General features: G+C 46.9%; 26 protein-coding genes and 1 pseudogene. 2 read left to right on the top strand and 25 right to left on the bottom strand.

Translation table 11 applies throughout. The features are described 5' to 3' along the window. Positions 1 to 71: 71 nt before the first annotated feature. Both ACQ4MX_RS22755 and ACQ4MX_RS22750 read right to left on the bottom strand, forming a co-directional pair. Complete coding sequence (locus ACQ4MX_RS22755) at positions 72 to 212, bottom strand: hypothetical protein (RefSeq protein ID WP_431087464.1); 141 nt, start codon at positions 210 to 212, stop codon at positions 72 to 74. Between the two features lie 333 nt (positions 213 to 545). Next, the gene (locus ACQ4MX_RS22750; RefSeq protein WP_431091388.1) at positions 546 to 788 is read right to left on the bottom strand and encodes a nucleic acid/nucleotide deaminase domain-containing protein; all 243 of its coding nucleotides are present in this window, start codon (positions 786 to 788) and stop codon (positions 546 to 548) included. A 71-nt stretch (positions 789 to 859) separates the two neighbouring features. On the opposite strand from ACQ4MX_RS22750, the gene ACQ4MX_RS22745 reads away from it, so the two are divergent. Then, entirely contained in the window at positions 860 to 1,468 is a 609-nt protein-coding gene (locus ACQ4MX_RS22745; RefSeq protein ID WP_431087463.1) for a helix-turn-helix domain-containing protein, read from the top strand. Between the two features lie 38 nt (positions 1,469 to 1,506). Further along, positions 1,507 to 2,109 (top strand): annotated as a pseudogene (locus ACQ4MX_RS22740) (ISL3 family transposase); the annotation flags it as partial. Positions 2,110 to 2,219: 110 nt separating this feature from the next. Here ACQ4MX_RS22740 and ACQ4MX_RS22735 read toward each other — a convergent pair. The 23 genes from ACQ4MX_RS22735 to ACQ4MX_RS22625 all read right to left on the bottom strand — a co-directional run bounded on the left by ACQ4MX_RS22735 (position 2,220) and on the right by ACQ4MX_RS22625 (position 25,166). Further along, on the bottom strand, positions 2,220 to 2,606 hold the full coding sequence (locus tag ACQ4MX_RS22735; protein ID WP_431087462.1) for a hypothetical protein: 387 nt from the start codon (positions 2,604 to 2,606) through the stop codon (positions 2,220 to 2,222). Positions 2,607 to 3,203: 597 nt separating this feature from the next. Continuing rightward, on the bottom strand, positions 3,204 to 3,692 hold the full coding sequence (locus tag ACQ4MX_RS22730; protein WP_431087461.1) for a hypothetical protein: 489 nt from the start codon (positions 3,690 to 3,692) through the stop codon (positions 3,204 to 3,206). After that, positions 3,689 to 4,357, bottom strand: coding sequence for an AHH domain-containing protein (locus ACQ4MX_RS22725; protein WP_431091387.1), 669 nt, complete (start codon positions 4,355 to 4,357; stop codon positions 3,689 to 3,691). The genes ACQ4MX_RS22730 and ACQ4MX_RS22725 overlap by 4 nt, the downstream gene beginning before the upstream one ends. A gap of 386 nt (positions 4,358 to 4,743) precedes the next feature. Next, complete coding sequence (locus ACQ4MX_RS22720) at positions 4,744 to 5,190, bottom strand: SUKH-3 domain-containing protein (RefSeq protein WP_431087460.1); 447 nt, start codon at positions 5,188 to 5,190, stop codon at positions 4,744 to 4,746. A gap of 27 nt (positions 5,191 to 5,217) precedes the next feature. Continuing rightward, a complete protein-coding gene (locus tag ACQ4MX_RS22715; RefSeq protein WP_431087458.1) occupies positions 5,218 to 8,007 on the bottom strand; it encodes a hypothetical protein in 2,790 nt (929 codons plus the stop codon). 21 nt (positions 8,008 to 8,028) lie between these two features. Further along, positions 8,029 to 8,421, bottom strand: a complete 393-nt coding sequence (locus ACQ4MX_RS22710; RefSeq protein WP_431087456.1) for a DUF4280 domain-containing protein — start codon at positions 8,419 to 8,421, stop codon at positions 8,029 to 8,031. Positions 8,422 to 8,436: 15 nt separating this feature from the next. After that, positions 8,437 to 8,961 carry a hypothetical protein gene (locus ACQ4MX_RS22705; RefSeq protein ID WP_431087454.1) on the bottom strand — a complete coding sequence of 175 codons (525 nt, stop codon included), beginning with the start codon at positions 8,959 to 8,961 and terminating at the stop codon, positions 8,437 to 8,439. Then, positions 8,943 to 9,590, bottom strand: coding sequence for a hypothetical protein (locus tag ACQ4MX_RS22700; RefSeq protein WP_431087453.1), 648 nt, complete (start codon positions 9,588 to 9,590; stop codon positions 8,943 to 8,945). Before ACQ4MX_RS22700 ends, ACQ4MX_RS22705 begins: the two co-directional genes overlap by 19 nt. Next, positions 9,587 to 10,999 (bottom strand): phage tail protein, encoded by a 1,413-nt coding sequence (locus ACQ4MX_RS22695; protein ID WP_431087451.1) that lies wholly within the window; start codon positions 10,997 to 10,999, stop codon positions 9,587 to 9,589. The genes ACQ4MX_RS22700 and ACQ4MX_RS22695 overlap by 4 nt, the downstream gene beginning before the upstream one ends. Then, a complete protein-coding gene (locus tag ACQ4MX_RS22690) occupies positions 10,996 to 11,595 on the bottom strand; it encodes a hypothetical protein (protein ID WP_431087449.1) in 600 nt (199 codons plus the stop codon). Before ACQ4MX_RS22690 ends, ACQ4MX_RS22695 begins: the two co-directional genes overlap by 4 nt. Positions 11,596 to 11,619: 24 nt before the next feature. Next, complete coding sequence (locus ACQ4MX_RS22685; RefSeq protein ID WP_431087448.1) at positions 11,620 to 12,396, bottom strand: DNA and RNA helicase; 777 nt, start codon at positions 12,394 to 12,396, stop codon at positions 11,620 to 11,622. 13 nt (positions 12,397 to 12,409) lie between these two features. Next, complete coding sequence (locus ACQ4MX_RS22680; protein WP_431087446.1) at positions 12,410 to 12,565, bottom strand: hypothetical protein; 156 nt, start codon at positions 12,563 to 12,565, stop codon at positions 12,410 to 12,412. A gap of 27 nt (positions 12,566 to 12,592) precedes the next feature. Then, positions 12,593 to 13,105, bottom strand: coding sequence for an RDD family protein (locus ACQ4MX_RS22675; RefSeq protein ID WP_431087444.1), 513 nt, complete (start codon positions 13,103 to 13,105; stop codon positions 12,593 to 12,595). Positions 13,106 to 13,209: 104 nt separating this feature from the next. Then, positions 13,210 to 15,861 (bottom strand): molecular chaperone, encoded by a 2,652-nt coding sequence (locus tag ACQ4MX_RS22670; RefSeq protein ID WP_431087443.1) that lies wholly within the window; start codon positions 15,859 to 15,861, stop codon positions 13,210 to 13,212. Between the two features lie 31 nt (positions 15,862 to 15,892). Further along, positions 15,893 to 16,582, bottom strand: a complete 690-nt coding sequence (locus ACQ4MX_RS22665; RefSeq protein WP_431087441.1) for an iron-dependent peroxidase — start codon at positions 16,580 to 16,582, stop codon at positions 15,893 to 15,895. Next, positions 16,579 to 17,898: a normocyte-binding protein gene (locus ACQ4MX_RS22660; protein ID WP_431087440.1), complete on the bottom strand. Its 1,320-nt coding sequence runs from the start codon at positions 17,896 to 17,898 to the stop codon at positions 16,579 to 16,581. The genes ACQ4MX_RS22665 and ACQ4MX_RS22660 overlap by 4 nt, the downstream gene beginning before the upstream one ends. Positions 17,899 to 17,945: 47 nt before the next feature. Continuing rightward, a complete protein-coding gene (locus ACQ4MX_RS22655; protein WP_431087439.1) occupies positions 17,946 to 19,838 on the bottom strand; it encodes a serine/threonine protein phosphatase in 1,893 nt (630 codons plus the stop codon). 22 nt (positions 19,839 to 19,860) lie between these two features. Continuing rightward, a complete protein-coding gene (locus ACQ4MX_RS22650) occupies positions 19,861 to 20,691 on the bottom strand; it encodes a PP2C family protein-serine/threonine phosphatase (protein WP_431087437.1) in 831 nt (276 codons plus the stop codon). 33 nt (positions 20,692 to 20,724) lie between these two features. Further along, positions 20,725 to 21,252, bottom strand: a complete 528-nt coding sequence (locus tag ACQ4MX_RS22645) for an FHA domain-containing protein (RefSeq protein WP_044647232.1) — start codon at positions 21,250 to 21,252, stop codon at positions 20,725 to 20,727. A gap of 39 nt (positions 21,253 to 21,291) precedes the next feature. Continuing rightward, the gene (locus tag ACQ4MX_RS22640) at positions 21,292 to 21,840 is read right to left on the bottom strand and encodes an FHA domain-containing protein (RefSeq protein ID WP_044647231.1); all 549 of its coding nucleotides are present in this window, start codon (positions 21,838 to 21,840) and stop codon (positions 21,292 to 21,294) included. A gap of 32 nt (positions 21,841 to 21,872) precedes the next feature. Continuing rightward, positions 21,873 to 22,322 carry a DnaJ domain-containing protein gene (locus ACQ4MX_RS22635; protein WP_431087435.1) on the bottom strand — a complete coding sequence of 150 codons (450 nt, stop codon included), beginning with the start codon at positions 22,320 to 22,322 and terminating at the stop codon, positions 21,873 to 21,875. Positions 22,323 to 22,452: 130 nt separating this feature from the next. Next, entirely contained in the window at positions 22,453 to 22,878 is a 426-nt protein-coding gene (locus tag ACQ4MX_RS22630; RefSeq protein WP_013311475.1) for a hypothetical protein, read from the bottom strand. Between the two features lie 119 nt (positions 22,879 to 22,997). Further along, positions 22,998 to 25,166: a transcriptional regulator gene (locus tag ACQ4MX_RS22625; RefSeq protein ID WP_149093953.1), complete on the bottom strand. Its 2,169-nt coding sequence runs from the start codon at positions 25,164 to 25,166 to the stop codon at positions 22,998 to 23,000. Positions 25,167 to 25,716 lie beyond the last annotated feature (550 nt).

Genomic DNA, 25,716 nt, shown 5'->3' with positions numbered 1-25,716 from the left:
AACCGCAACTCTACTTTCTGGATGGTTATTTACGTTGTTTGTGATATAGTGGTTGCTCCATTCGTCCGGTTTCATAATCCAGTTTCATAGTCTTCTACCAAATGTGACCAATATCCTTCAGCATCTTTCATTGCTTCGGGATCAATTTGTTCATACACCTTGCGTAGTTCACTCGCATAATTATATGAAGTATATTCACCTTGTCGTTTCATTCTCATTGACACTTCCTGCCTAATTAAATGAAACAAAAAAAATGTTTTCAGGTTTTTATTAAGCATATAAATTTGGGGGTTATGAAAGGAAGAGCTAGTGAAAAGCTCATCACTACCTTCTTTTACGTACAGTCCATACCCGTAAGATGCGTAATGACCGATTTCGATAAATTACACACCTTTAATTAACATTTTTTTTAAAAATTATCCTTTTCATAGAATACAAGATCATCAAATTCTTCTGGCACTCCAATACCAACCATAAAGTCAGCATTATCATGACTTATCCCCATACTTAATAATTCATTGAAATCATAATCTCGTAATTCAGAGTCATAATATTCGCGATCTCTCGAATATCAAAATCCATGCTCTCACTCCTCTATCTCTTGAAGCCTTGTTCCTATACTCAACACTATAGGTTACTTCACTATCAGGAAGTTCATTGGCAAGTAGCTCTTTACATTCATGACCACCAAGATTACAGGGTTCTCTTTCTGTATAAACTCGATGAACTATATACGTCTGCCCGTTTTTTTCCGCAGCACTTTTTTCTGCTTCTTCGCTAAAGTGAATGTTAGAGTGTCTGTTTAATAGAGAAAGTGTCCATACTGTCTAGTAATAATAGGAAGAGGACGGGATGGAACATGTGGACCCCATTAAGCAAAAAGGATAATCTAATGAATGATGTGTTCAAGTTCATGTTAGACCTTGAAGAACCCTGGAAATTAGCTGATATTGAGTATGACCCGCAAGAAGAAGCTTGGCACTTATTTATTGATTTTGAACGAGGGGCCCTGTTTGCCTGTCCGCATTGTGGAGCACCTTGCAAGGCCTACGATGCAGAGAAAAAACAGTGGCGCCATCTCGATATTTGGAAATGGAAAACCTATTTACATGCCCGGGTTCCCCGAACAGACTGCAAACAATGTAATAAAATCACGTTGATTCCCGTGAAGTGGTCCCGGCCGTTGTCGCATTTCACCTTGGATTTTGAGGCCTGGGCCATGCGTTTAATGGCTGAAATGCCCGTCAACGCAGCAGCGCGTGAATTACGAGAGCATGACACACGCATGTGGCGAATTTTTCATCACTACGTCAATCGAGCCATGACCGAACTGGACGTCAGCTTAGTTCGGCGGATCGCCATCGACGAAACGTCCTCGCGTCGGGGTCACCGCTACATTACCTTGTTTGTGGATGTGGACACCAAAACGGTACTTTTTGCAACCGAAGGAAAAGGCAAAGTACCTTAGCGCGTTTCAACCAGTATTTACTACAAAAAGGGGTAGAATCAGCACAAATACAGGAAATCTGCTGCGATATGTCTCCCGCCTTTATTCGAGGTATTGAAGAGCAGTTCCCCACAGCCGAAATTACCTTTGATAAGTTCCACCTCATGAAGATGGTGAATGAAGCCGTGGATGAGGTGCGTAAAGCCGAGCAGAAAGAAGAATCTGGGCTCAAGCGAACCAAATATCTATGGTTAAAGAACAAAACGAACTTGAAGGCAGAGCAGCGAGATACCTTGGAAAGCCTGAAGGACAAAAACCTAAAAACAGTCAGAGCCTACCGCTTAAAATTAGCCATGCAGGAACTATGGACCACCCCCCACGTCTTTACTGACGTCTATTTACGGGAGTGGTTAGGCTGGGCTAGGCGCTCACAGTTGGGAGCGATGATGGATCTGGCGAAGACCGTGAAACAACATGAAGAAGGCATTCTGCGTTGGTTTCACAGCCGGATGACCAATGGTCTGCTTGAAGGCATAAATCGATTAGTGCAAGCAGCCAAACGAAAAGCACGTGGGTACAGAAACGTCCATAATCTAATAGCTATGGTCTACATGACCGCGAATAAATATCGGCTTCCAGCACTTGCAGCACACAGGCCCTAAACCCATCTTTACCCCGTTCCCTTTATACCATTTCTTTAAGAATCTACTGAAACAAGCTTGACTATGAACCTATTTCTATACGGCCTTACCCATCCAATAGAGCGAAGAGCCTAAATTTCTTTGCTCTTAACGTCAGTAGCAGCGGTAATAACATGAGGTTGATAAGGTTCATTTGTTACTGGATCAATATACTTCCCAGAATCTAATTCTTTCAGTTCCTTATTCAATTTTTCTCTTGCAATTTGTCCACTGTTGATAATTTCTACTGCACCAGGCTTGAAAACCACCTGTTTGCCATATTTGGTGCTAATGCTTTTGACCGCAGGATCGCTTCTTTTCACAGGATCAGAGGAAGCAAGATCGACAGAACTGGCGGCAAAAGCATGCTGCTCCCGTTCATCTGGAAAATACAGACGAATTTGATCTCCTGCTTCCGGCGTGACATACCAGCCGCTGCCATCGGGAGAAGAATAAACCGTAGAATAGGGAAACCACATAGCCCCGGATGCAGTCGAGCCTTGATCAATTCCAACTTGATTTTCACTTTTTCTTTGGAAATATCAATTACCTTGCCAAACAGAGAAGCACCTGACAGATCATATGCAAACGTAGTAGGACATTTCATCCCCTCTGAATCCCGCAGTACATAACGGCTTACGATCACGTTCCCATCAACGACGGTATCTGCTTAATGCGCGGTGAAATCCGGATAATCCGTTTTTTCCATAAACAACACCTTCAACACTTTCAGCCGCCCGTTGGCTATATGCGGCACTTCCTGCTTAAGCAGGTACAGTCTTGCCCTTATTCTTCACGATTCCTCTGCCTACAGTCAGCGTGTGATCGCATCTTTGCCTATACTCTATTAAGCCTCATGCTTTGCTGTATTTGAGCAACTATCTCACTCCTTTCTCTGCTGGGTAATTTATTGTCTCTTTGTCTTCTTTCCCTTCGTTTTTCTGCACTCAAAAAAGGCTTGCTCCTACTCATATTTCGAGTGGAATAAGCCTCCAGTTCATCTATGATTTTTTCAAATTTATCAAATCATTATAGTCTACCTTTTTAGCAGGTGTCGCACTCCATATTACAATCCATCAAGCAAAGTAAGCAATAAGTCTTCCTTCGTCTGGGTAATCACCATCCCACCCACACGGAAAACCACCAGCCTTATAGATTCTAAAAACTTGTTCATAAAAATTTTCAACCTCACCGTTTATTGCTCGATTTATTGCACAGTTTCTCAAGTCCACTGCAACACTTTCAAAAAAATCGCTATAAGAGTCCGTTATTTGACTTCTAAGTCCATCAGCTATTAATCCAGTTAATTCATCCAAACCATTAGGTTTTTGGGAAGAATCTAATTTATACAACTTTCCCTTAACTTTTCCCATTTCAAGTTGTCTTATATCAGACCAAGTATATTCATCTTCACCAAAAACTTCAGTAATGGCTAGCCTTTTCGCCTCTTCATATTGATTAATTGTAACGATATTTTGAGGTCTCTCTGTTTTTAGAAAATCCACCATAGAATTGGAGAATTGAACAACTTCTTCAACTAAATTGCTGTATATTCCGTACTTCATAACTTATCAAACCACCTTTCCCACAAATCTATTGTTGCGCCCCCGCCTCTGTCCCAAACAGGCTTAATTTTATCTTTGTTTTTAGCTCTGTCAAGTAAATAATCATCCATACCTTTGGATTTTATTTTTCTCAATTCTTTTTGTAGATAATCATCTGTCATATATAGTGGTAGCCCTTTTTCTTGAAGCTTCCTCAACTTTTGTTGTAAATCAAAAACTTGCTTTTCAATAGCGGCTATATCTTGGTTTATATTTATTTTATTAAGTTTACTCTCTACAAAATCGCTATAAACTGAATGATAGCCTTGATGCCTCGAGGTTGAACTTGTATATTTATCTGGAATGCGAAGGAAAAAACCATTGGAGGCATGGTCCATATCCATCCCTATTTTTTCAATAACAGGATGTTCGTTAAACTCTGCCGGAATAACATGCTGTGCTTGATAAGGAGTACGCTTTGTCGACCTGCGTACCCCCATTTCTTCAAACATATTCTTACCTAACTTCGTGGAACTTCCCCCCGTTACCTTACCAGGAGTTCCCGGAATCAATCTCTTAGATTCACCCGTCCCCTCAACCTTTTTCGCTGCTCCCTCTTCCATTTCCTTCATGACCTTGTTGTAATTCTTCTGCACATCTGTCTGTGGAAGGGTTCCTCTATCCATCTTATTCACGTGCGGAACTGGCGCTCCGTTGGCTGTGGTCAACTTCCCGGGGTTGAGACCGTCTGGCATCTGACTTAGTTACTCAAATTTCTGACCAAGTTTACTATCAGCCTAATCCTGTTATATATTGTTGCAGTTTTATTTAATAAACTGCAACAAAGCGAACATAACAAAAAACAGGCCAATCATGGTTGTATCTGACCATATGACCTGTCCAACGTAACGCTATTGGGTTAAATAGGGTACGCTTTTTTCAGCTTTTCTGTGCGTACATCTCAATTCGTGATTAATTGGGTTATGTTGTAAACATAAGGTTAAGTGGTTCATTGAGCACCGGATAACCTTTTCTCGTGTTGCCAAAGTCTTTCATAGATGACTGATCTTTATTATTCTATTTCTTCCGGTTTCCTAAATAAACAAAGAGTGTCTAGCGCCTCCAAAATGTTATCTCCGAACTTAAATAATGAATACCCGTTTTTTCCAAAGACCTTCCCTGATTTCGAGATAAACATTATTAAATTCCCACGGTATGCCTCTCCAACTACAACAAGTGGCTCTTTAACTCGCGCCTCAAATTCCTCAAAGTCTTCTTTTTCATAGTAATCCCCAACAGCTTCTTCAGGGCTAAAATGAAAGGTTTCCAAACTTCCATCCGGATGCTTAAATTTATATTCAACTTCACCAAATAGACTTAATGCTTCAATAACTGGATTAAATACTTGATACCCCATTGCCTCTAAAAATTTTACTGTCTCGGTTAAATCAACCTTATTATTTGGATTCCATCCTGCTTGTAGCAGTATTTCTCTCGTTTCATCTGATAAGTTCCGCATAAGCAGCCTCCTATTTATTCAAAAATACTATTCATGAAAATCATTAATGAAATCGAAAAATGTCTTCTGACAGTTTCTACATGGCGGTTTGTATTTCCCTTTACCGTTAACAGTACTTATTAGTATATCTTCTATTTTTGAACCTGACCATAAAAGCTGATTGACTGCCTGAATTTCAGCACAATTTTCAACATGCCATAGTTCGAAACTTTCATCGTCTTTGTACGGATTATTGGGGGCGTTTTTGGCTTTCTTCCTTGTATCTTGTGCTATCTTAGCTAAGTCAGGATGCAGTTCCGTTACACTTGGATTGAATTGTCCTTCCCTAGCTCCATTATAGCCAAATGTTATTTTAGTTTTTTTACCACCTACCGTCGTTATGTCTACTGCGGCACTTATTACGTCCGGTTTATATTTTCCGCCACCAAATCCATTTTCATCAAAAGGTTTTTTTATTCCACCGTCCTTAAGGAACTGAACATGCTTGTCTAACTGCTCTCTAGCAAAATCTTTAGAATCCTCAAGTAGCTTTTGTCTGCTAGCATCACCCGTCCCCTCAACCTTTTTCGCCGCGCTCTCTTCCATTTCCTTCATGACCTTGTTGTAATTCTTCTGCACATCTGTCTGTGGAAGCGGTCCGCTATCCATCTTATTAACGTGCGGAACCGCTGGAACTGGCGCTCCGTTGGCTGTTGCCAACTTCCCGGGGGCGAAGCCGTCTGCCATTTTACTCAGTTGCTCATTGAACTTCTGGCCCAGTTTACTGCCGGCCTGCTCCAGCTTGGTTACAGCTTTGCCAAAGCCTGCCCCGACTGCATCTACACCTTTGCTAATCCATTGCGGTGTAACTTTGCTGCCTACTTTTTCAGCGAATCCGCCAATGGCCTTGCCTACTTTGGAATCCAGTACGCCCACGGTGACAAAACCCAGTCCTGCGTCTTTTGCTACTGAGCCCCAGTTGATCTTTTCACCACTCAGCACCTGACTCGCTAGATTTTCCGCGGCATTTGTGACACCGCCGATCGCTGCTTTCCTCAGCAATGTTCCCCCTACACCGAGAGGGCCAAAGATCGCTCCAGATACTGCCCCGATCCCCGCTTCCTTCAAGCCGGTCAGGGCATAGTCACTAAAGTCGCTCACTTCCCCTCGGGCGATATCTGATGCGGCCAAACTCGCTACACCCAAACCACCCGCCAGCAGCGCTCCTCCAGCTACCGCCGCAATGACTACTGTACCTGCTCCAAGCGTTGCTACCGTAATGGCTGCCACCACGGCTACGGCTGCCACGACTGCCAAGCCTCCCAAAATATTCATCCCCAGCTTGCCCCAGTTAAACGGCTCAGGAGGTGGCGGCGGTGGAGGTGGCTCCCCTTCCTTCGGTTCATCATCAAACGGCGGGTATGCAGTTCGGTCGCTTCCGTCCGCCCAGACGTTTCCCCCCAGCACATGGTATTCGTTTTCTACCGAAAGCCCCGTGCTTCCTCCCGTCTGGTACGCCATAACCTGGCTCGTCCCGTCAATAATAATTTGCTTCGGCGTATTCAGAATGATTTCCTGCTCTGCTTCCAACGTCAGCTTCTTCGGACTTGTAATTTCAATCCCCGTAACGTCGTCCAGACTCATCTGCAATGTCCCACCCGGATCACCCATGATGTGGATGCGACCTGGGGCCATTTTCAGCTCACTTCCGTGCTCTGTACCAAAATATCGATCATTCGGATCACTCGTTTTCGCACATCCATCTCCGTTCGTACGAACTGCACCCAAAATCATCGCTCTGGAGCCGGATGCATCCGGAAAATACAGGCTTGCATGTGTACCCACCTTCGGCATGCTGTACATCGCACTTCCCGTTGGGGGAGCAAACGGGTACCAATGCGGCTCAGATACCCCGTCATCCTTATCAATCGCCAGCCGCAGCTTCACTTCCTCCCCCCGTACCGCGAGGACCTCTCCTTCCAGAGAAATTCCGATCGTTTTGGAATTGGGAATGAAATCACTGCGAATGCCCTCCGCGCGGGCCAACACATAACTGAATAGCAAATGCCCCTTTTCCATGCGGCTTCGCAATTCAGTTACAATCATCGTTTTCTGGCGAAATTGCACCTCGTATCCGAGAGCATACCGTTCTCCGCTTTCGATCTCGTATTTGAAAAAATCGGTGTCATGTAGCCCGGCTGACGTTCCGCCTGCTTGTTGATAGCCCTTTAAATCTTTGCTTGCCGTATAAGGCGTATTCTCCCGAATCGTCCGCTGGATACCTGCGGGCATGCCGAAATACAGCTTCGGCGCTGCGGACTCCCATATGTCGCTTACCACCACTGTATGTAAACGACTCGCCATCCGTTTCATAAGCTCCCAGTCGGTTTCATCATATTGTAAAATGGCTTCGCCCACCGACTGCTCCCCGGTTTGATACAGCACATCACTTCGTGCATAGCCTTGAGCAAGCTTATTCACTAACTGCTTGTATGTTTGTTTTTCCTCAGGAAAAGACCGCTTTCTTTTGACAATATCCAGCTCAAATGAGCCACTGATTCCCTCCAGTGTAAGTGTATATACTCCATTATGGTTCTCAACCTCCACCGTATGGACGACACCCTTAAACAAGCTGATTTTCTCTTGTTCTTTTTGAGCATACACATGTAGCTGATCCTCTGAGGTCGCATCCAGCGCAGCCGTGGCATGACTCGACTCCTTACAAATGCCTGTGAGTGTAATACGCCCATGCTCACCCGGCTTCCACTCGATCTGAACATCCTTTAAGACCTGAATGGGGTAGGGGGAATCTATTCGAATCTGATCATATCCTATCATGTTTTCAAACCTCCCTTCCAGCTACTCCTTCTGCTGGCCATTCGTATGAAATTCGATAAATCCATGATATAAACAAGTCTGGAATGAAGAAGTCGTCAAGGCTGGCTGGCCTTCCACCTTCGTATGCTCTTTTGTGTTTTTCCACTTGTCCGTCAGCATCGGCATGCATGGCTTTCCAGAAATCGTAGAGCCATCTTCAGCGATCAGATAAACGGTTTCGGCACTCGGCTGTTCCGGACTATTACAAATTCCAAAATGAGGGACATTTTCAGGAGAATAATCTCCTTCATTCATCATCGGTTTACCATTAACATAAGAGCCGTGGCTGTTCGGCAAATTGATCTTTCGAGGATGGCTCCCGCAAGTGCAACGCATACAGGCTCCCCGTACGACATAAAACTCATCGTCTGGCATGTTCTCTCAACCTCCCTATTTCGCCCGGACCTGTTCCAAAGTGGTCCCGGTATAATCACGCCGCAATATACTTTCCGCCACGTCCAAGCGGACGATGATCATCGGGATGGCGCTCTCCTGAATTCTAAATATCTTGTGGCCCCGAATAGCGTCTGCCTGTAATACCAGCTTTTTAAGCACACTTTGATCCAAATTCCATTCGCTTTCCGGATGTACGGCTACAAGCCGCTCCACAAAAGGAATATAGTAATTCTTCTGTATCTTCTGTTCGATCTGAGTAAGTATCGTTAATTTCATAGGCAGCTCCGGCACATAGGTCTGGATAAGACTTTTTAAAGCATTTGATATGAGAGGAATAGGGCCTTCCAAATAATCAATAAAAATACTTTCTGCATCTGCCCTCACGTTGAACATCAATGGTTTGACAATATCCTCCGGCTGCAAATTATACAGCTTCCACGGATCAATCTTTTCAAACACCTTTTTCAGCATAGGAACGTTGGTATACCGCACATCCTGCTTTAAGAGGAAATAATCCATGAGGATTCCCCCTCTCGCTCCCCGACTTCCCCTATACGCGTAAAACGGCACAATATCTCGCTATCATCTCGATACTCTCCGGCAAACACCGTGCATGTATCAGCTTTCGGCATCCTTTCCAGTGAAGGGGAAGCAACGAAGGCGGGCATCTGACTTTTCAGAAACTCAACAGTGAGCAGGTGGTATTTAACCGCTTCAATTTGTTGAATCTGCTCAATATCCATCGTCGTAATCTTACGGGCATAGTCGGATTTAAGCTTTTCCAGCTTAGCCATGCGATTGAACAGAGGCTCGAAAACAAAGTCTGCCGACCACTCCACCGCGCATTCAGCCTCATCCAGAAACCAATCCTCATCATAGGCATCTATACGATAAACAGCTCTATTTTCCATCACACGGCTTCTGAGCAAGGAGATATAAATATATCGAATGTCTCCCTTAAGACCTTGCTCGTGCTGGACCGTAGCGAGCTGGCATAGCGACTCTAAAGCCGTTATAAGTTCTTCCTCAATGGCTTGCTGCCGTGTCAGAAAGTTGTTTTCAATGAGCGCCAGATCATGCAGCCATTCCGTAAATACATGTTTTTCCAATAAGTCCTGTAATGCCGCATCCCGGTCCATAAGCTTCATTCAATGTTCACCTTACCCCCGGTTAATCTCACATCGTCCATGATGTCGAGCTTGGCTCCGGATTGAATAAAACTCACGCCTTCTTTCCCCTCCATAATAATTTTGGCGCCCCCTGTAATTTGGATATCCTCCTGAGCAGACAGGGTTATTTTTTTGTTGCTGTTAATTTCAATACCGCCTTCATCTGTGAGGCGCATCAGCATTTGTCCACTGTTGATAATTTCTACTGCACCAGGCTTGAAAACCACCTGTTTGCCATATTTGGTGCTAATGCTTTTGACCGCAGGATCGCTTCTTTTCACAGGATCAGAGGAAGCAAGATCGACAGAACTGGCGGCAAAAGCATGCTGCTCCCGTTCATCTGGAAAATGCAGACGAATTTGATCTCCTGCTTCCGGCATGACATACCAGCCGCTGCCATCGGGAGAAGAATAAACCGTAGAATAGGGAAACCACATAGCCCCGGATGCAGTCGAGCCTTGATCAATTTCCAACTTGATTTTCACTTTTTCTTTGGAAATATCAATTACCTTGCCAAACAGAGAAGCACCTGACAGATCATAGGCGTAGTGAGTTGGGCATTTTAACCCATGTGCATCTCGTAAAATGTAACGATTCACGATCAGATTTCCTTCGGTGGTCGTTTCCGCCTTGGCTATGTAAAGAGTTCTTTTATGAAAAATGACGGAACTACCGAGTTCTAGTACTTTGTTGCTGGCAACCTCATAGCTCAAGCTGTTGGACTCGTCAAATTCCGGCAGTCCGTTGCGGGACATGAGCTTGTGCTCCTTCAAGTCTTTTTTAATGGAATAGTTAGGTTCGTTCAGCGGTTGAGGGGCACTGGAATGGGGGACACCAATCACGTATTTCAGTCCTTGTTGCATCGTAATTGGAATTAAAGCAGCATGCAGTCGAGAAGCAATTCTTTTGACAAAGGCCCAGTCCGTTTCATTGTATTGCACCAATAATTCACCGATAGCTGTGCCATGAGAAGCCTCATCAACCACTTCTGCATCTGAATACGAACCTGTAATATGCGAAAATAAGCTGTTATAAGACTCCCCTGTTTTTTGGAAGGAACGGCGTTTGGGGCGAATATCCATCAATAAGGTTTCACTGCTGGCTTCAATGGTAAGCTCGCGTACTCCGTTTACGGCTTTTACAGCAATTTTCGTGACGATTCCCTGAAAGAGACGGATTTGCTTCCCTTCACTTTTTAAAAACACTTCGATGTGCTCATCTTCATCCGCTTTTTCCACGTATTGATCCAGCTTGTCCTCCGAAACAATTCCGCGAATGCTGAAGCTCACATGCTCGTTTAACTGTTTAATGAGATGAACACTTAATACACGTTGAAACTGATAAGGGGCAATCTGGACATCAGCCGTGGTATAAATCGGGTTACTCATTCATATCCCTCCTTTTCCGCCTCGTCAACCGTTTGAATGGTATGGATCATTTGCAGGGCGATATTCCGCCATTCGGCATACTGCTTATATGGACAGCAAAATGTTCCCATGACCGTCTTTCCTTCCAGCTCAAAGTAGAACATATTGTGGTAAATGGGCTGATCCAGCGCCGGGCTTTTAAAGTCAAAATAGCCGATCTGCTTGCCATGGATCTCTTCTACTTTTTCTTCATAAAATACATGCGCAGGATTCATGTTTTTCATCATTGCCTTCATGCCAGAGGTGAGTTGTTCCACCCATTCATCTTGTAGTGCCTGATCCACCCGATTCAGGGTAACATCCACACTGCCCAATTCATTCGTCAAAATGATTTCTGGACGCTGCTCATGAGGATACTTCATCTTTTGCAAATGCTTGGGCATAGGGGTAAAAGCAGAGGGGACATGTATTTTCAACCGATCCTTAAAGAAAAATCGTTCTTCAAACACATAGGATTGACCGTCAATGATTACGGGACCTGCCAAAATATTTTTAGGCATCTTCAGCTTCTCCATCTCATGGAGCCGATCCAAAATCTTTTCATCCTCATATTTCATGGTTTTTCCTCCTTCGCATACAGACTAATCCACAATCATCCGTCCGGCTCCGCCGCCTTGCCAACGACCTGCTGTGCGTTTCCCCCGTCCGGCACCTTCCAAAATAAGAACTAACTGTCTGTGCAGTTGCATCTGGGAATAGTCCCTGTATTCCGCACCATTTCGGTTTGCAATGTAATGCTGGATAGATTCTCTGTCCACGGCTTCCAGGTTCAGACACATGAGCGCAAACATACAATCCATCGGATCGATTGTGCCGCTTTTAAGCAGCTCAGATGCGAAGTATCGCATCGTTTCCGGGCGCAATGTACTCTGTTTCAAACCCGCAAAGGGAGCATGGATATCACTCCATGTATTGAATTCAGTAGCCATGTCGGCAAAATCCTGATAATCCGAGCGAAGCACGGCTCCATCTTTGAGCTTAAATCTGCCCAGCTCCAGCTCATCCAATCCGATCTCGGCCTCATCCTTCAGTACAATATCTGCATGATGAGCGATGAAATCCGGGCGATCTGTTTGTTCCAAAAAAAGCAGCTTCAACACCGACAGCCGACCTGTGGCTGTATACGGAACCTCTTGCTCTTGCTCCAGCAGGTACAGCCTGCCCTTGTGCTTTACGATACCTCTACTTATAGTTAGCGTATGCTCTCCGACAGTCACGTTCATTCCTGTAATAATGCCATCCGAATAATCCTGATACCGGATATCCAGAAAACTGCGGGGGTAATCTCGCAAATTTTCCAGCATCTCGGTTTTAAGAATACGGCCTTTTTCAAACTTCGGCACGATATGGGTTAACATGGTTCCCCTCCTTTCACAATTCTTCTTTATTCAGGGGAACAGACAGCCGATTCACACCGGGTGCAGGAGGCGGAACAGTAACTCCATCATCAGTGGGCTGAGCTTTACTTCCTCCGAGTAATCCAGTAAGCAGGCGAAAATTCTTTTCTAAAAATCTGCGTATATCCATCGTGCTCCCCCTGATTAAAATCTACCTTTACATCCCGGCTCCCCGCTCGGCCTGCTCACGCAGGATATGATTCAGCTCACGTTTGTCCACGACGTAGGTACGAGCGATCAGATCGTGAAGGGCTTGTTTTCTAGCTGTAAAGGCTGTCATGATAAAGCCGATGCACAGAATGATAGCGGATATAAACTTACTCCAATGGCGGGCACTGGCACGTCCAAAGCTGAGCTTCTGGTTAAACTCATCTACCACGACGATCCCGAGAGCCAGCTTGCCCACCGAGGCTTTGCATTTGGAAGATTCCATAATCGCGTGATACAGCCACATCGCACCCCAATTAAGCAAAGTCTGTCCAACCATCTTCATTGTAAAAATGGGGGGCGATCCGTCTGTGAGTAAAGAGGTTTCTGCCGAAGAAGACCCCCAGTCCCCAATAGCTTGAATCACAAACCAGATCAGACCCAGAATCATAAACACGAACCACATCAACAGATTGTCAATAATACTTGCCAAAACCCGTTTCCAAAAACCTGCGTATAACATACTACATCCTCCATATATTGTATTTTCATTCCACGGTGTCTCCTGGTATTTCGCACTTCATAGTGTCTTCGTATCGCGCTGTGTGCTGTCTCTGTTGGCCTGTCCTACTTCGTACCGTCAAAGAAATCCAGCTCGGAGAGATCGTTTTCGAAAGCAAAAAATCGTTTGGGTCCCAGATGCAGCAATTCATCCCGGCGGGTAATCGGCACCACATAAAAGCCCCAACGGCTGTCGCCTGCAAAAACGAAATATTTCGTCTCGCCGTTGCGAATAGAGTCGGTATCATCCTGCGGAATATCCCGGCCGTAAAGCACGGCGATTTCCTCATACGGCATCGGCTCGAAAGCTTCTGGCCGACTGCGGTATACATGGCGCTGACGCAGCTTGCCGCCGTTCGCCGTCAGGAAAAATTCCACCTCGGCCGCATGGGATGGCCTGGAAATAGAGCCGCGTACCCGGTTGCTCTCCAAGCTCGCAATCAGTTCCTTCTCGCGCCCCGTATGCGTCCATGCGCTGACGGTGTACGGAATGGCCGGAATATGATTGGTAATGACAGGCTCAATCGTGCCCATTTTTTTGGCGTTCAGATAACGGATAGCGCCGCGCAGACAGGCCATTTTCAGCTCAGGCACCCGGCTCAGGTCCTCCGCCTTCTGACGGAACTCAATGCTGCGCCCCGGCACAAATTCCTTGAGCGCCTCGCGAAATACGTCAATTCGGCAGGACTGCCCGGTCAGCTTGATAATCGAATAATCCTGCAAGCGCCCCTCCTGATAAAAATCATCCAGAAACTTGCGTACAATATTATAGATATCCCCCTTGAGAAGCTGCTGTATTTCACGGATATTGAACACCACATCAGGCAAACCGTATTCATCACGAAAACGTCCATTTTCGATAACTGAAACCAGCCAACGATCCATCACCGCAATGTTTAGGTCACTTTCGGCTGAAAATACCTGCTCCGATTCGAAGCGGCTGCGCAGGATACCTGTGCGTAAGAAAAATTCCTTTTTCATATTTTCCGCCGCGCTCCACAATAGATGAAAATTGCTCAGCACCCGCTGATATTCATCTCGTGTGGCATGCTCATACCGTTTGAACGCCGTAGGCAAGATGGCCTCTGCCTCTCGATAACGTTCCTCCAGTCCCGCATACACAGCATCTACGCCAAATTCATCCACATGGCGGTACAAATCCCCTGAAGGAATGCCAATCAAGGCATCAATATCGGTGTCAGGCAATCGCGTTTCCGCTGCATAATAGCCTGCAAACACAATTTTCATGAACTGCATAATCCGATAGGTCAGATTGTTTCCGCCAAAATTGGTATCCCCATTTTCATATGTGGTGTGAATATCAAGCTTATAGGCAATGCGTCCATCCTCAATGCGGAATCGGCAGGATGATAAATCCGTTGTACCTCCACCGCAATCAATGACAAGGGCCTGATATTCCTCTCCGTCCGCAAACGTCCCTCGTTCCATCTGGTCTGCCAGCGTGTTGTACAGCACAGCCAGCCCTTCATCCAGCGCGTCCTCTGCTTCAATCCGGTAATCCGGCAAAATATCGCTAAACATCTCGATAAACTGCGGCTGTAGCTTGACGGGTGCCGAAAAATGCAGGTTACGAAACCGGCACTTGAATTGCTGTTCAGCTGTCGCAATCACATAGCGGATAAAAGCCGCTAAAATTTCGCTGCGGGAAGCGGTCGCCGTATTCCCCTCGGAATCCATTAATTCCTCGGTTCGCTTATAGTCATTGACCCAGCGCTTGATGCCCCGCAGTACCGTCGCCCGGCTGCCCGCTACATCCGTTCCACGCAGTGCTTCCTCTCCGAATACGTATACGATATGCTCCGGGTTAGAGCAGTCCGCGACACGAATGGCGGTCGGCAACACTTCGATCCAATCCCCCTCTGCTCCCTCCGGGCCGGGGAAGGACACATAGTTGATCGCGTTTAGCCGTACCGTGCTACTCATGCCCGCATCCGGGGCAGTAACATAGGAACTATCCAGATATGCGCCTGCCGTGGTGTTCGAGGTGCCAAAATCAACCGCCAATACTGCATCTGTCGTTTCAGTACCGCGAATGATCAGCTCTGCCACCGGAATACGTTGGCCTTGAAGCTTCAATGGCAGCATCGGCTTATCTCCATAGTAGAGGTTATAAAAATATTCCGATTCCTGTCTTCGCAAAAACAGCAGACTGTAATTATGGTTGGCCGTCTCCCGCAGTTCAGCGTCGAGATGGCGGGAAAGGTAATATACGCCTGTCCGTCCCTCGTCCTTTACCAAATTCAAAACACCGCATAGTTCGCCTACCGCATTCACTAGAAGCACATTAGACGCGTTCAGCCAGGGCAGGTCGGATTCAATCCGATAATTGTCCATACGACCTGTCCGCACACCCTGATACAGCGTGATTTTGGCGGGAACCCGGATACCGCCGCTCTCCTGCCGACGGTCATTCCAATTTCGCCGCAATGCCGATTCGATGCGCTCGAAGCCGCCGGGGTTGGGCCGGGTAATGAGCAGATGCTCCTCTGCACTCCGAAACCGCAGAATCACGCGGATCAGTTCCTCACGTGCCAGACGATTAGCAAAGCCTTCGACCAGCCGCTCCTTATCACATATTCCGCGTAGCTGAAAGGTCGTCATTTGCTCTAGCTCCGCCCGCGTGTATTTCGCCGTGAAGCGAATGCCTTTTCGATCGGTGAGCGGGTCAAGCAGCCTGTATGTATAGGGTCCGTTCATCGTTCACATGTCCTTTCTCTGCCATTTGGCCTTAATAGAGGGCAATAGCGTCTATTTTCATCGTCGGGTCTGCCTCCAAAATACCGAAATGACGTGTCCAATACAGCTCAATCGTAAAACGCGCCGGAAGAAACAGGTCCAGAATTAAATCTGCTTTGATCCGTGATAACTGCGTTTCCTCCTGACCAATATAGATGAGCAATTCGTCCTTTTCCTCACAATTGGTATAAATGATCGAACGGTGAAATACGCGGCGCATCGTTTCTTTTAGCAGATGTACAGCTTCCCCCGTCTCATACAGCCGCAGCAATCCTTCGGCAATCGCATCCTGCTCCTCACGGTTTAACTGTGCAAAGCTTTCGCTCACCTTCGGGCCAAAAATGCCGTTCCCGATGTCACGCTGAACAAACCGGATATGGTACTCCCGCCGATTCATGCCCTGATACAAATCAGTTTCTGCCAGAAAATGTATCATAATATCGAATAGCGATTCTCTCAGCTCCAGGTACTCTTCAGCATCCGGCGGAAACAGGTCCCGAAAAATAGAATAAAAGCGGTAGTATGGATTGATTTCCACCACCTGCTCCAGTTCGGATGTATTCAGCTCGGTGAAACTCAGCTCCATATACGGGGAATAGCTGACAGCGGGTACAAACCGGAAGCTGTTAACATCTAACTCCTGTTCCTTTGCGCGCATAAGCAAATCCCAGACGTAATTCACAGCCATTCTCCTTCACACTTGTACTCCGGGAAATACATTTGCACTTCCGACACCAGAAAGCTCACCAAGTCGGATAAGATGTAGGCAGGAAATGTTGACGAAGCTTCCGCAGAACCGTGTCTGAACCCCAATCGCATGATCTGCTTGCCTTCCTCCGTCCGCACGTTGTCACTGACAAACGGATTTAACGGATACGTCTGGGATTTGGATAAAAGCTTGCTCACATCATTTCTGCCTGTGCCTCCCCAAATGTCCACACGCTCCAATTCCAATCCCTGTGCAGCTTCAAAAGAATGTACAATGCGCGTAATCTCAGCTTTGGCTCGAACGATCACAGCCTGTTTGCCTGCATAGCGGCCCAAAAAGCTGTCCTGCCGCCGATTCGACAACACCGGATAGGTTTGACGACTAAGTCGCGTCAGGACGGGCTTCGTAACCTTTAACACATTCCATTCACCGGACTTATCACGAGGCGTGACAATCGTCAGTTCCTCTTCCGTGCGCTTGATATACCGGATATCGCCTTCCACTCCGTCAATCAGGTAGCCGTGCTCAGGTCCTGTTTTACGTAAAGGAAGCACATGCTCATAGTTCACATGATCTATAGCCGGTATTGGGAAACCACTGTTTTTCAGAGACAGTCGTTCAATGTTCCAAAGTGGAAAAACATCCACCTTCTTAAAACCATCGAATTCCTCCAATGAGATCGTAATTTCGTGAATTTCCTCATCAGCGTCAGGCTCGCCTTCTCCTCCAACCAGTACACAATCGACAAATTTATAAGCATACGGATGATTAATGGTCTTCCACGGCATGCCATTTTGCATGAACATAAGATATAGCTTCTCAATCTCCAAAATATAAGAACGGTTGTGCTCCAGACGAAAACGAATCGAATAGCTTCCCGTTTCCGTTACCAACGTTCCCCCGAAAACCCGTTTGCTGCGTACAAGGGCGGTGATCTGCTCGGTCTCCATCTCCAGAAAAAGAGTAAATAGCGGCAACGCTCCGCCTTCCCGAACGACCTCTGCCACGCGGCTGATATCCATCACCTTGTCCTTGGTATCTGACGGCAACACCGGATATAAAAATTCATGAATCGGATCATAGTCCTCACGTGATGTCAATGACACGTACACGTCAAACTTCTCTTCCGTATTCTCAATTTCCTCAAATACCCGCCGTTCCAGCTGGCGGGTCATTTCTTCCTGATATTCGACGAGGTTCATAAACACCCCCGCCATCATATTTTTCAGCAAACGTCTCTGCTCCAGATCGTCCATCTTGCTCAAACGGTCCTGCACCAGCTCTTTCACGACGTCTCACTCCTTCCCGGCTCCAGCATTCATTGAACATGAAAACCTTAACTTCCGTTTGCAGCCGCCTGATTCTGACTGCCTGAATCAGACGCACCCGCTTCTTTGGAAGCGGAATCAGCAGTTCCTTGCTCCTTGCTGGCGGGTGCCTTCGTCGAAGAGGCATTCCCATCACTCGTACTGCCGCTCTTGGCAGTTGAAGAAGCTTCCTTCTTCGCGGCTGCTGTATCCGCTGATTTCATTGTTGCAGCATTACCCGTAGCTGCCGCAGCCTTGGTTTGCGATGCTGTAGCAGGGGGCACAGCAGTAGCAGCTTCGTCCGCTTCGTCCCCGGTGCCTGTATCGTTCAGCGCTCCGTCAGATAGTCCCGCTCCAGCAGCAAGCTGACCATTTTTCTGCTGCTCTGCGCTCTGTTTCTCCTCTGCCTTTGCAATACTCCGCTCCAGTGCCAGTACGCTTTCAAGCTTACCGATTTCCTGATAAATCTCCTGTGCCCCGCTATAAGCGTCAATGGCTCCTTCATAATCGAGATCCTTCATCAGCCGATCCCCTCTGGCCTGTAGCTTGCCAGCCTGAATTTCCTTGAGCTGCTGCTGGATGGCCGTCATTTTATCATTGGTCTCGGTAATCTTCTTCTCCAGCTCTTTTTGCGCAGATGTATAGCCGGATTCCATCGCAGCTTTATTCGCCTTCGTATACAGCTTGAGCGCACTCGTGTAATCGCCGCCCTGAAATTTCAGATCCCCATCCTTCATCCAGCTCGCCGTTTCGGCATAGCTGTCCAGCTGGTCGATTTTTTTCTCAATATCCTTCACATTAAACGGCGGGTACAGACCGGCACTTTTCCGCGCTTTATCGTAGCTGGCTTCGGCTTTGGTAAAGTCTGCTTTTTCCACATATCCATCCCCGTCAACCATGAGTTGAGATAATTTCTGCTCTGCCATATACAGTCGTTTGTGAATCTTATCATTAATTTTAACTGCCGCGTTTTTCGCTTCACTGTAGGACTTGAGCGCCTTCGCATAATCTCCTGCCCTGGCATAATCATCCGCGGCCTGAGCCGATTCGACCATCGTTTCCAGCGCAGCGGCCTTGTTCGCAGCCATACGAGCCAGGGTAATCCACGCTCCCCCGCCTACGATCACAAAGGCAAGCAACGCTATCAAAATCCGTTTAATCAGCTTGCGACGGTTTTTAGGCTTTTCCTGAAAAATTTTGTTCACATAGATGGCGGCAGTCGTATAATTGTTCACCGTCCGGCGCTGCTTGCTCAGCAGAACCTCTTCCAGCGTATCCGTCAGCATGACCGGGTCCTTTGCTTCCTCCAGCGCACCCAGCATTTCCGCCAGTTCAACATCTTCCCACATCCCGGATGTGGCGAGCAGCATTACATCTCCATCTGCGAGCTGCGTCTTTTTGGCAACATGGGCATGAACTCCATTCGGATTTCCCAGATATTCCAGCAAATTGCCCCGTTCCTCATGCGTGCTGGTCGCTTCGTCGGGAATACGTCCGTCATCCGCCAATGACTGAGCCAGGCTATGATCCTTACTGCGAAAATTAAGCCGTCCATTGCGAAAATGATACAGCCGCACATTACCGCACGAAACGTATACCATTTTGTTGTAGTTGGTCACCACCATCAGCAGACTGGCCTTGAGCCGCACACGGCGGCTTTCAAATTGCAGCCATTCCTGCGCTTCACGCAGGTCTCTCATCAGGCGACGCTTGGACATGGAAGGCTTCTCCATGAAGTTTTCCAGCACCGTTTTGACAACCATTTCTGCGCTGCGCAGCTCTTGATCTGAATCCAGACCGTCTGCGAGGACATAACAGGCCATGTCGTCCGTCTCCATGAATGCAAAATAGTCCCGGTTGTCTATGTAAGAGCCCGCTTCCGACACAAAGGCGGTACTAAAATCGCTGTTGTCCTTGCGCATCGCTACCCCCGTCTTTCTTGTTTCATCCTATCGCCAACATAACCACTGTCGCGTTATCCTGACTTTTAAAACCTTTATCATTAATCGTATCGATCATCGCTTCCGCCATTTCCTGCGGTGTTCCACCCTTGCGCATGATCTCTTCCAGCTCAATCTCCGTCAGTGCCTCCTGAATTCCATCGCTGCACAACAGAACATGATCGCCTGCGTACAGGCGAATCGGCGCAGCACCAAGCTCCATGCTCTCAAAGCCCTCATAGCCCAAATAATTGACCAATTGATTGCGAACCGGACTCGTTTTGGCCTCTTCCGAGGTCATTTGCCCAGCTAGCACCCGTTCCTCCAGCAAGGTTTCCGCCGTATGCTTGGAATTGACGCTCTGAAAATGACCGTTACGGTAAATCGTAATCAGGCTATCTCCTACCGCTCCGTAATACAACTGATAGCCGCAAATGATAACCGCCGCCAGCGTCGTTCCTCCACCCTGCCCATTCAAATTTTGCAAAATACCGCGATTGCTCTGAGTTGCCGCTTCTGCAAAATATCCGTTCAGGTTCGACGCATCCTCCAGCTTGGCGAACGCCTTCGTAAAGGTCGTCACCGCCAATGTACTGGACATGCGTCCATTAGCCAGCCCGCTGATGCCGTCTGCGACAACCGCCAGCGTACCGACAGGTGTTGTCATACTTGCAAAATAGTCGTCCTGCTCGCTTCGGCTCCCGATCGTTTGACCATTTCCGATCTCAATTCCACTTACGGTACGGCTGCCGGGACTTCGCGTCAGCCGCATGCGGATCATGAGAAGAACAGCGAATAGCACCGCAGCTCCGCATACAACAAAATAAGGCTGCATTTCGTTACCTCCCTGCACCATGCCACTTCCGTCCTAGTTTTCGTTATCCCACTCAAAATGGGCGCCGCACAGCGGGATAAAGATAAATTTGCTGTGTCCCAGTTGAATCACGTCATAAGCAGCCAGCTCTGCTGGTGAATATACTGCCTCGTTATTGTGATACGCCAAGCCTGACGAATCCCCCGGCAGCAAGTAGAAATTACGCTTCTTCGGATCATACACAATGACCGCATGATTTCTGCGGGAAATCGTGTTATCACCAATAATACGGACATGCATTTCCTCGGCGCGTCCAATAAAGTTTTTCTCAGCCATAATGCGGTAGTCCTGACCCACCTGCGCACCTTCGATGCATACCAGCCATCCGGTTACCGGGTGAATCCCCGTGGTTTCGCCCAAATACGGCATCGTTCTGTCATCGTCTCCCGCACCGTTAGTTTTTGCCGTTGGTTCAACACTTTTGGGTGCGGCTACATTTACCACCGTATTACAATAAGGACACGTATTTCCGTGCTTTCGTGTACTGAACATGTGTCCGTTCGGGCATCTTGTCAAACTCATAATCGGTTCCTTCCCCCATTGTCATGATTGTCTTTTCAGCTATTTCACGAGCAGTCTCGTATTGGCGATATATAATAAATCACCTGTGTAAATCCGGTATGGCTCACCGCTTTCCAGCTTCTTGGTTACACTTTCATTTGCAGGTCGCAGCCCGGTACCGTTACCGGAATCCACATCCTCCACAAACCAGTCGCTGTTCACCCGGTTGAGCACCGCATGCTCCACGCTTACAAGAGATGCATAATCTGTGCCTGCCAAATCAATATCCGCCTCGGAGCGACCCGTTGTTTTGCCGATCAGGAGCGAAGTTTCGCCTTCGATATACCATTCTTTAATGGACTCACCCTCTTCATCCATCAGTATCAGCTTGGCAATCCGATTGCGCTGTGTCTTTGGCTTCACCACACGTTCAACTGACACCAGATTACGCAATATGTATACAAGCACGCCGATTCCGATACCTATCACGACCACGGTTTTCAAACCGCTATAGCCTGTACGACTAAACATATAAAAGGCGATCGCCAGCATCAGCCCGAACATGGCAACATCTATGATGAAAACCCATCTGTTCTGCGCCGTTTTCACTGCTTGCTTCCCCCGTTTCTATCCTGAAATCATCACTTTTTACGAATACCGAAAAACTGATTAAACATCGCCGAGGTATCCGTCGGATCACCGGATTTTTTCGTTTTTTTCCCCGGTGAGCCTTCCTTCGTTTTCGGATGAAAACCGAAAAATTGCTCAAAATCAGTTCCTATATCAGCCGGATTAAACCCTTTGGCTGCCGTGCGCGCACCGCTGGAAGACGCTGACCCTCTTCCTCTCTCTTGCTGCGGTCCGCCAGTTCCCTCTGCTTTTCGGATGAGCTCGGCATCGTATGCCTGCCGCAATGCTTCGTCACGCAAGGTATTGTAAGCCTCGTGAATCAGCTTGAACTTGCGCGTTGCCTCCTCGCTTCCCTGGTTGGTATCCGGATGATACTTTTTGGCCAGTTTGCGGTAAGCCTGCTTAATCTCTGTCTCCGAAGCATCCCGGCTGACACCGAGCAGCTCATAATAGTTGGTCATTGTGTGATGTTCCCCTCTCCGAAAAAAACAAATATTAAGAGACCCGGGGGCCTCTTAATATTGATCCACCCTACGCTTGCACGTGGAGTGAGTGTGTGTTCAAGCTGCGCTTAACGTCAGGACGTCAAACTTAAACCGGATATCCGCCGTCGATGGTAGCCAGCTCGGTTTTGTCTTTCTTTTGTTTGATGTAGAGTGTAAATGCACCTACACCTTCTGTGTCACCGAAATGCTCGTTGTAATCTACAACGAATGCGTTCGGGAAGTGGATTTTACGCACAACTTGGTCAGCTGCGATAACTTCCAGTGTTACTTTACGGTAGCTGTCTGCTTTTTCAGCAGGAACCAGGGACCACAAAGCCAGTTTCAGCGTGTCATCCGCGCTGTCGCCGTCTACGGCTGTGATAATTTTACCGCTGATGCGCAGCGTGGAGCCTACGTCAGTGGAACGTGCATTGGAGTCGTCCGGTGTATCGGTGTCATAAATAACCGTTTGGATATTATCCAAGCCCAGCTCGATTGTTTCTTGTCCTTCAACTTTCAATCTGAATCCCATGTGTGTTGCCTCCTTGAAATTAGGTAATATGATGGCGGGAGAAGCAGGGCTTCTCCGCAATTTATGTATAAAGGCGGTTCTGGATAGAAACGCCTCTAACATCTTTCGTAGCGCTCGGATCATGATTTGACCGAGCTGGTTCCTTTAGTAATCATGACTTCCAGGTTCTTCACATTGCCGTTGAAGACCAGATCGATATGGCACATATTGCTTTTCTCATCAATAATAAAGCTCATATCGTCTCCGTCCTGAATGATCGAGTTCACAGATCCTCTGCTGCCCAGCCACTTACTCTTTTGGCTGCTCGGATTGTTACTGAAGAAGCGGACGATATTTTCGTGCTTGAAGTCTCCTGTCTGGTAGCGCAAAATACGTTCAATGTACGTGCTGACCAGCGTCTTGTAGATGGAGTCAAAGCCGTCCTCGGACATCGCCATGCTTCTCGCCTTGTAGACGGTAATCCGGCGGATATCCTTATCCTGAATCTGAGCATTCTCGGACGAGAATACAAAGCCGAAGTTTTTACGGTTGATGGCATCCTTGATCGTGTTGGTGAACCCGGTGATTTCCTTGGCCATCGTCGTCACCGTGCGCAGACTGTTGTCTCCCGCTTCAATGTCAAAGCGTACGCCAGGGAAGTTTTTGTTGACCGTTTTGAACGTCTCACGCAGGTATTCAGGACACTGATAAGAAGCGACCAAACCAGCGGCAACGTAGGCTGCACCCACATAAACGCCTTCGATCCACAGTTTGAGAATATCCTCTTTCTCCTTGGAGAGCTGCACACCGCTTTCGGTCTGTAGCATTTTGCTGTCGATAATGACACCCGATTTGTCCTTCGGAATAATCGTGAAGTTCGGTACGCAAGGAATCGCAAATTCGCTGTATTCTCTGCGAACGAGACTGGCGCATTTGTCGACATATTTGTCGATACCTGCTGTCGCCATACTGTTGAAAGTCGTTTCTTCACCGGATTCAAAATTAAAGAACATTTGAATTTTGTAATCCTTCACAACTTGCAGCAGCATCGAGAGCGATTCCATAGAATTTCCGCCCTGCTTAACGACCTTCTCGTTGCCCTTAAAGCGTTCACGTGAAACCTTCACCTTACCGGCTGCTTCCAGCTCGACAGATGGAACGATACCGAACCAGATCGTGTCGCTAAATTCATTTTTGGCATTCACGGTGTTCAGGTATGTTTCCAGACGCGGGATATTGCTGCTTTTCACCAGCATGTCCAGCTTGTTATTGGCCACCAGCATGGTCGGCAGCATACCCTTGCTCTTCGTTGCATATTGATCGAAGAACATTTTGACACCGAGGATTTTTTCCACAAGCGGCTTAACCGCCTTTACGAAATCATCCTTGGCATTTTTATAAAACTCCAGATACGTGTTGTAGTTCTGAACTTCAACTGCTGTATCAACCTTGGTCTGAACAGCCGGCAGCGGCACAAATGTGCGAACCACCAAATCCTTCACATAGTCGGAAGGCGTATCGGTAATCGAGTTGTAATCTTCCTCGAACACCTGTGACAAATCGCCCGTGCTGTTCTCGTCCAGCAGCATCAGCTCGGTGCTGTCACTCTTCGGTGCTTCAATAATTTTCAGCTCGCCGCTTTCCCCAATAGAAAGCATACCCACCTGGATCAGCTCACCGGAGTTTTCCTCCTGGGCACCACCGAGCAAAAGGCGGGTTTTGATATCCTCAATCGCCAATGGCAGCATCGCCATAACGTTGTTATAGTTCTGGCTTGCTTCCTCGAACATGCCATTCAGCTTGTCGCCCATGTCGAGTTTCTTCGGATCGCCATCATCCAGCTTGTCATATTCACCATACATATAGTGAATTTCTTTGCGGACTTGGCGAATATCGTCCATAACCTTTTTCGGAGAAATCATATCCAGCAGATTTTCAAACTTGAAATCCACGTTTGTGATTCCTTGGCTGCGCTTGGTATCGATGAGCGTAAACAACATTTTCAGAAAATCATTACTTTGGTTCACACGAATTTCAGAAATGCTGTCCTCATCAATCCCTTCCGGCTTTTTGAGGGTATAGACCACTTTTTGATTAGCCGCGTTAAAAAACGAATACACAGTCGGCGAAAATTTATCCAAAAATTCGTCGAAGCTGCGCACCAGAAGGTGCTGGTTAATTTCCTTGATTTTCTCATCACTCAAGCTGTCAATGCCCTTCACATCACCTACAATTGTGATCAGGTCCAGCTTTTCCGGGTTGATTTCTTCAAAAAGCATTGTCCGGTTTGTTTGATAAATGATTTCCATCGCTGTCGGCAAACGAATTAAAGTATGGATATACATCGAAAGCCCCATACACGGACACGGGATGTCCAATTTAGAGCAATCGGGTTTCCACGCTTAGTTCTTTTGCCTCCTCCCCCCTACATAACATTCAAATTGGCCAAAGGATTCGGCTCATACTGCTATACGCAGTACAGGCATGTAACCTCGAAAATCAGTCCGAAGCGTTCGTTTAACTTTTAATGGCAAAATTAACAAACGGAGATATATCGTTCAGGTAACAAGGAAAATTTCGATTCTGTTATTCCGTGATCCTACTGTTATCCCATTTTTTGCCGTTGATACGAGAGCTATCATACAAAGTACCCGTTAGTTTTGTCAATTTCTGTAGCCCCAGATTGAAACAGGGCAATTCGACTCATTTTATGCGTAAATACGTAATTTTCATGATATGTTAGACCTGTTTATTCAGGGAATTATTCACAAATGGAACTCAATTGCCGATAGAAATCCATTGGATATTTCTGTTAAGCGTAAAAGTATCAAATTCATGGCTAATGTGAGGGTTAACAGT

The organism is Paenibacillus sp. 8b26, assembly GCF_050626875.1.
Taxonomy (GTDB): Bacteria; Bacillota; Bacilli; order Paenibacillales; family Paenibacillaceae; genus Paenibacillus.
Note: the sequence above shows the minus strand (reverse complement) of the source record. Positions and strands in the feature narration are given on the sequence as shown.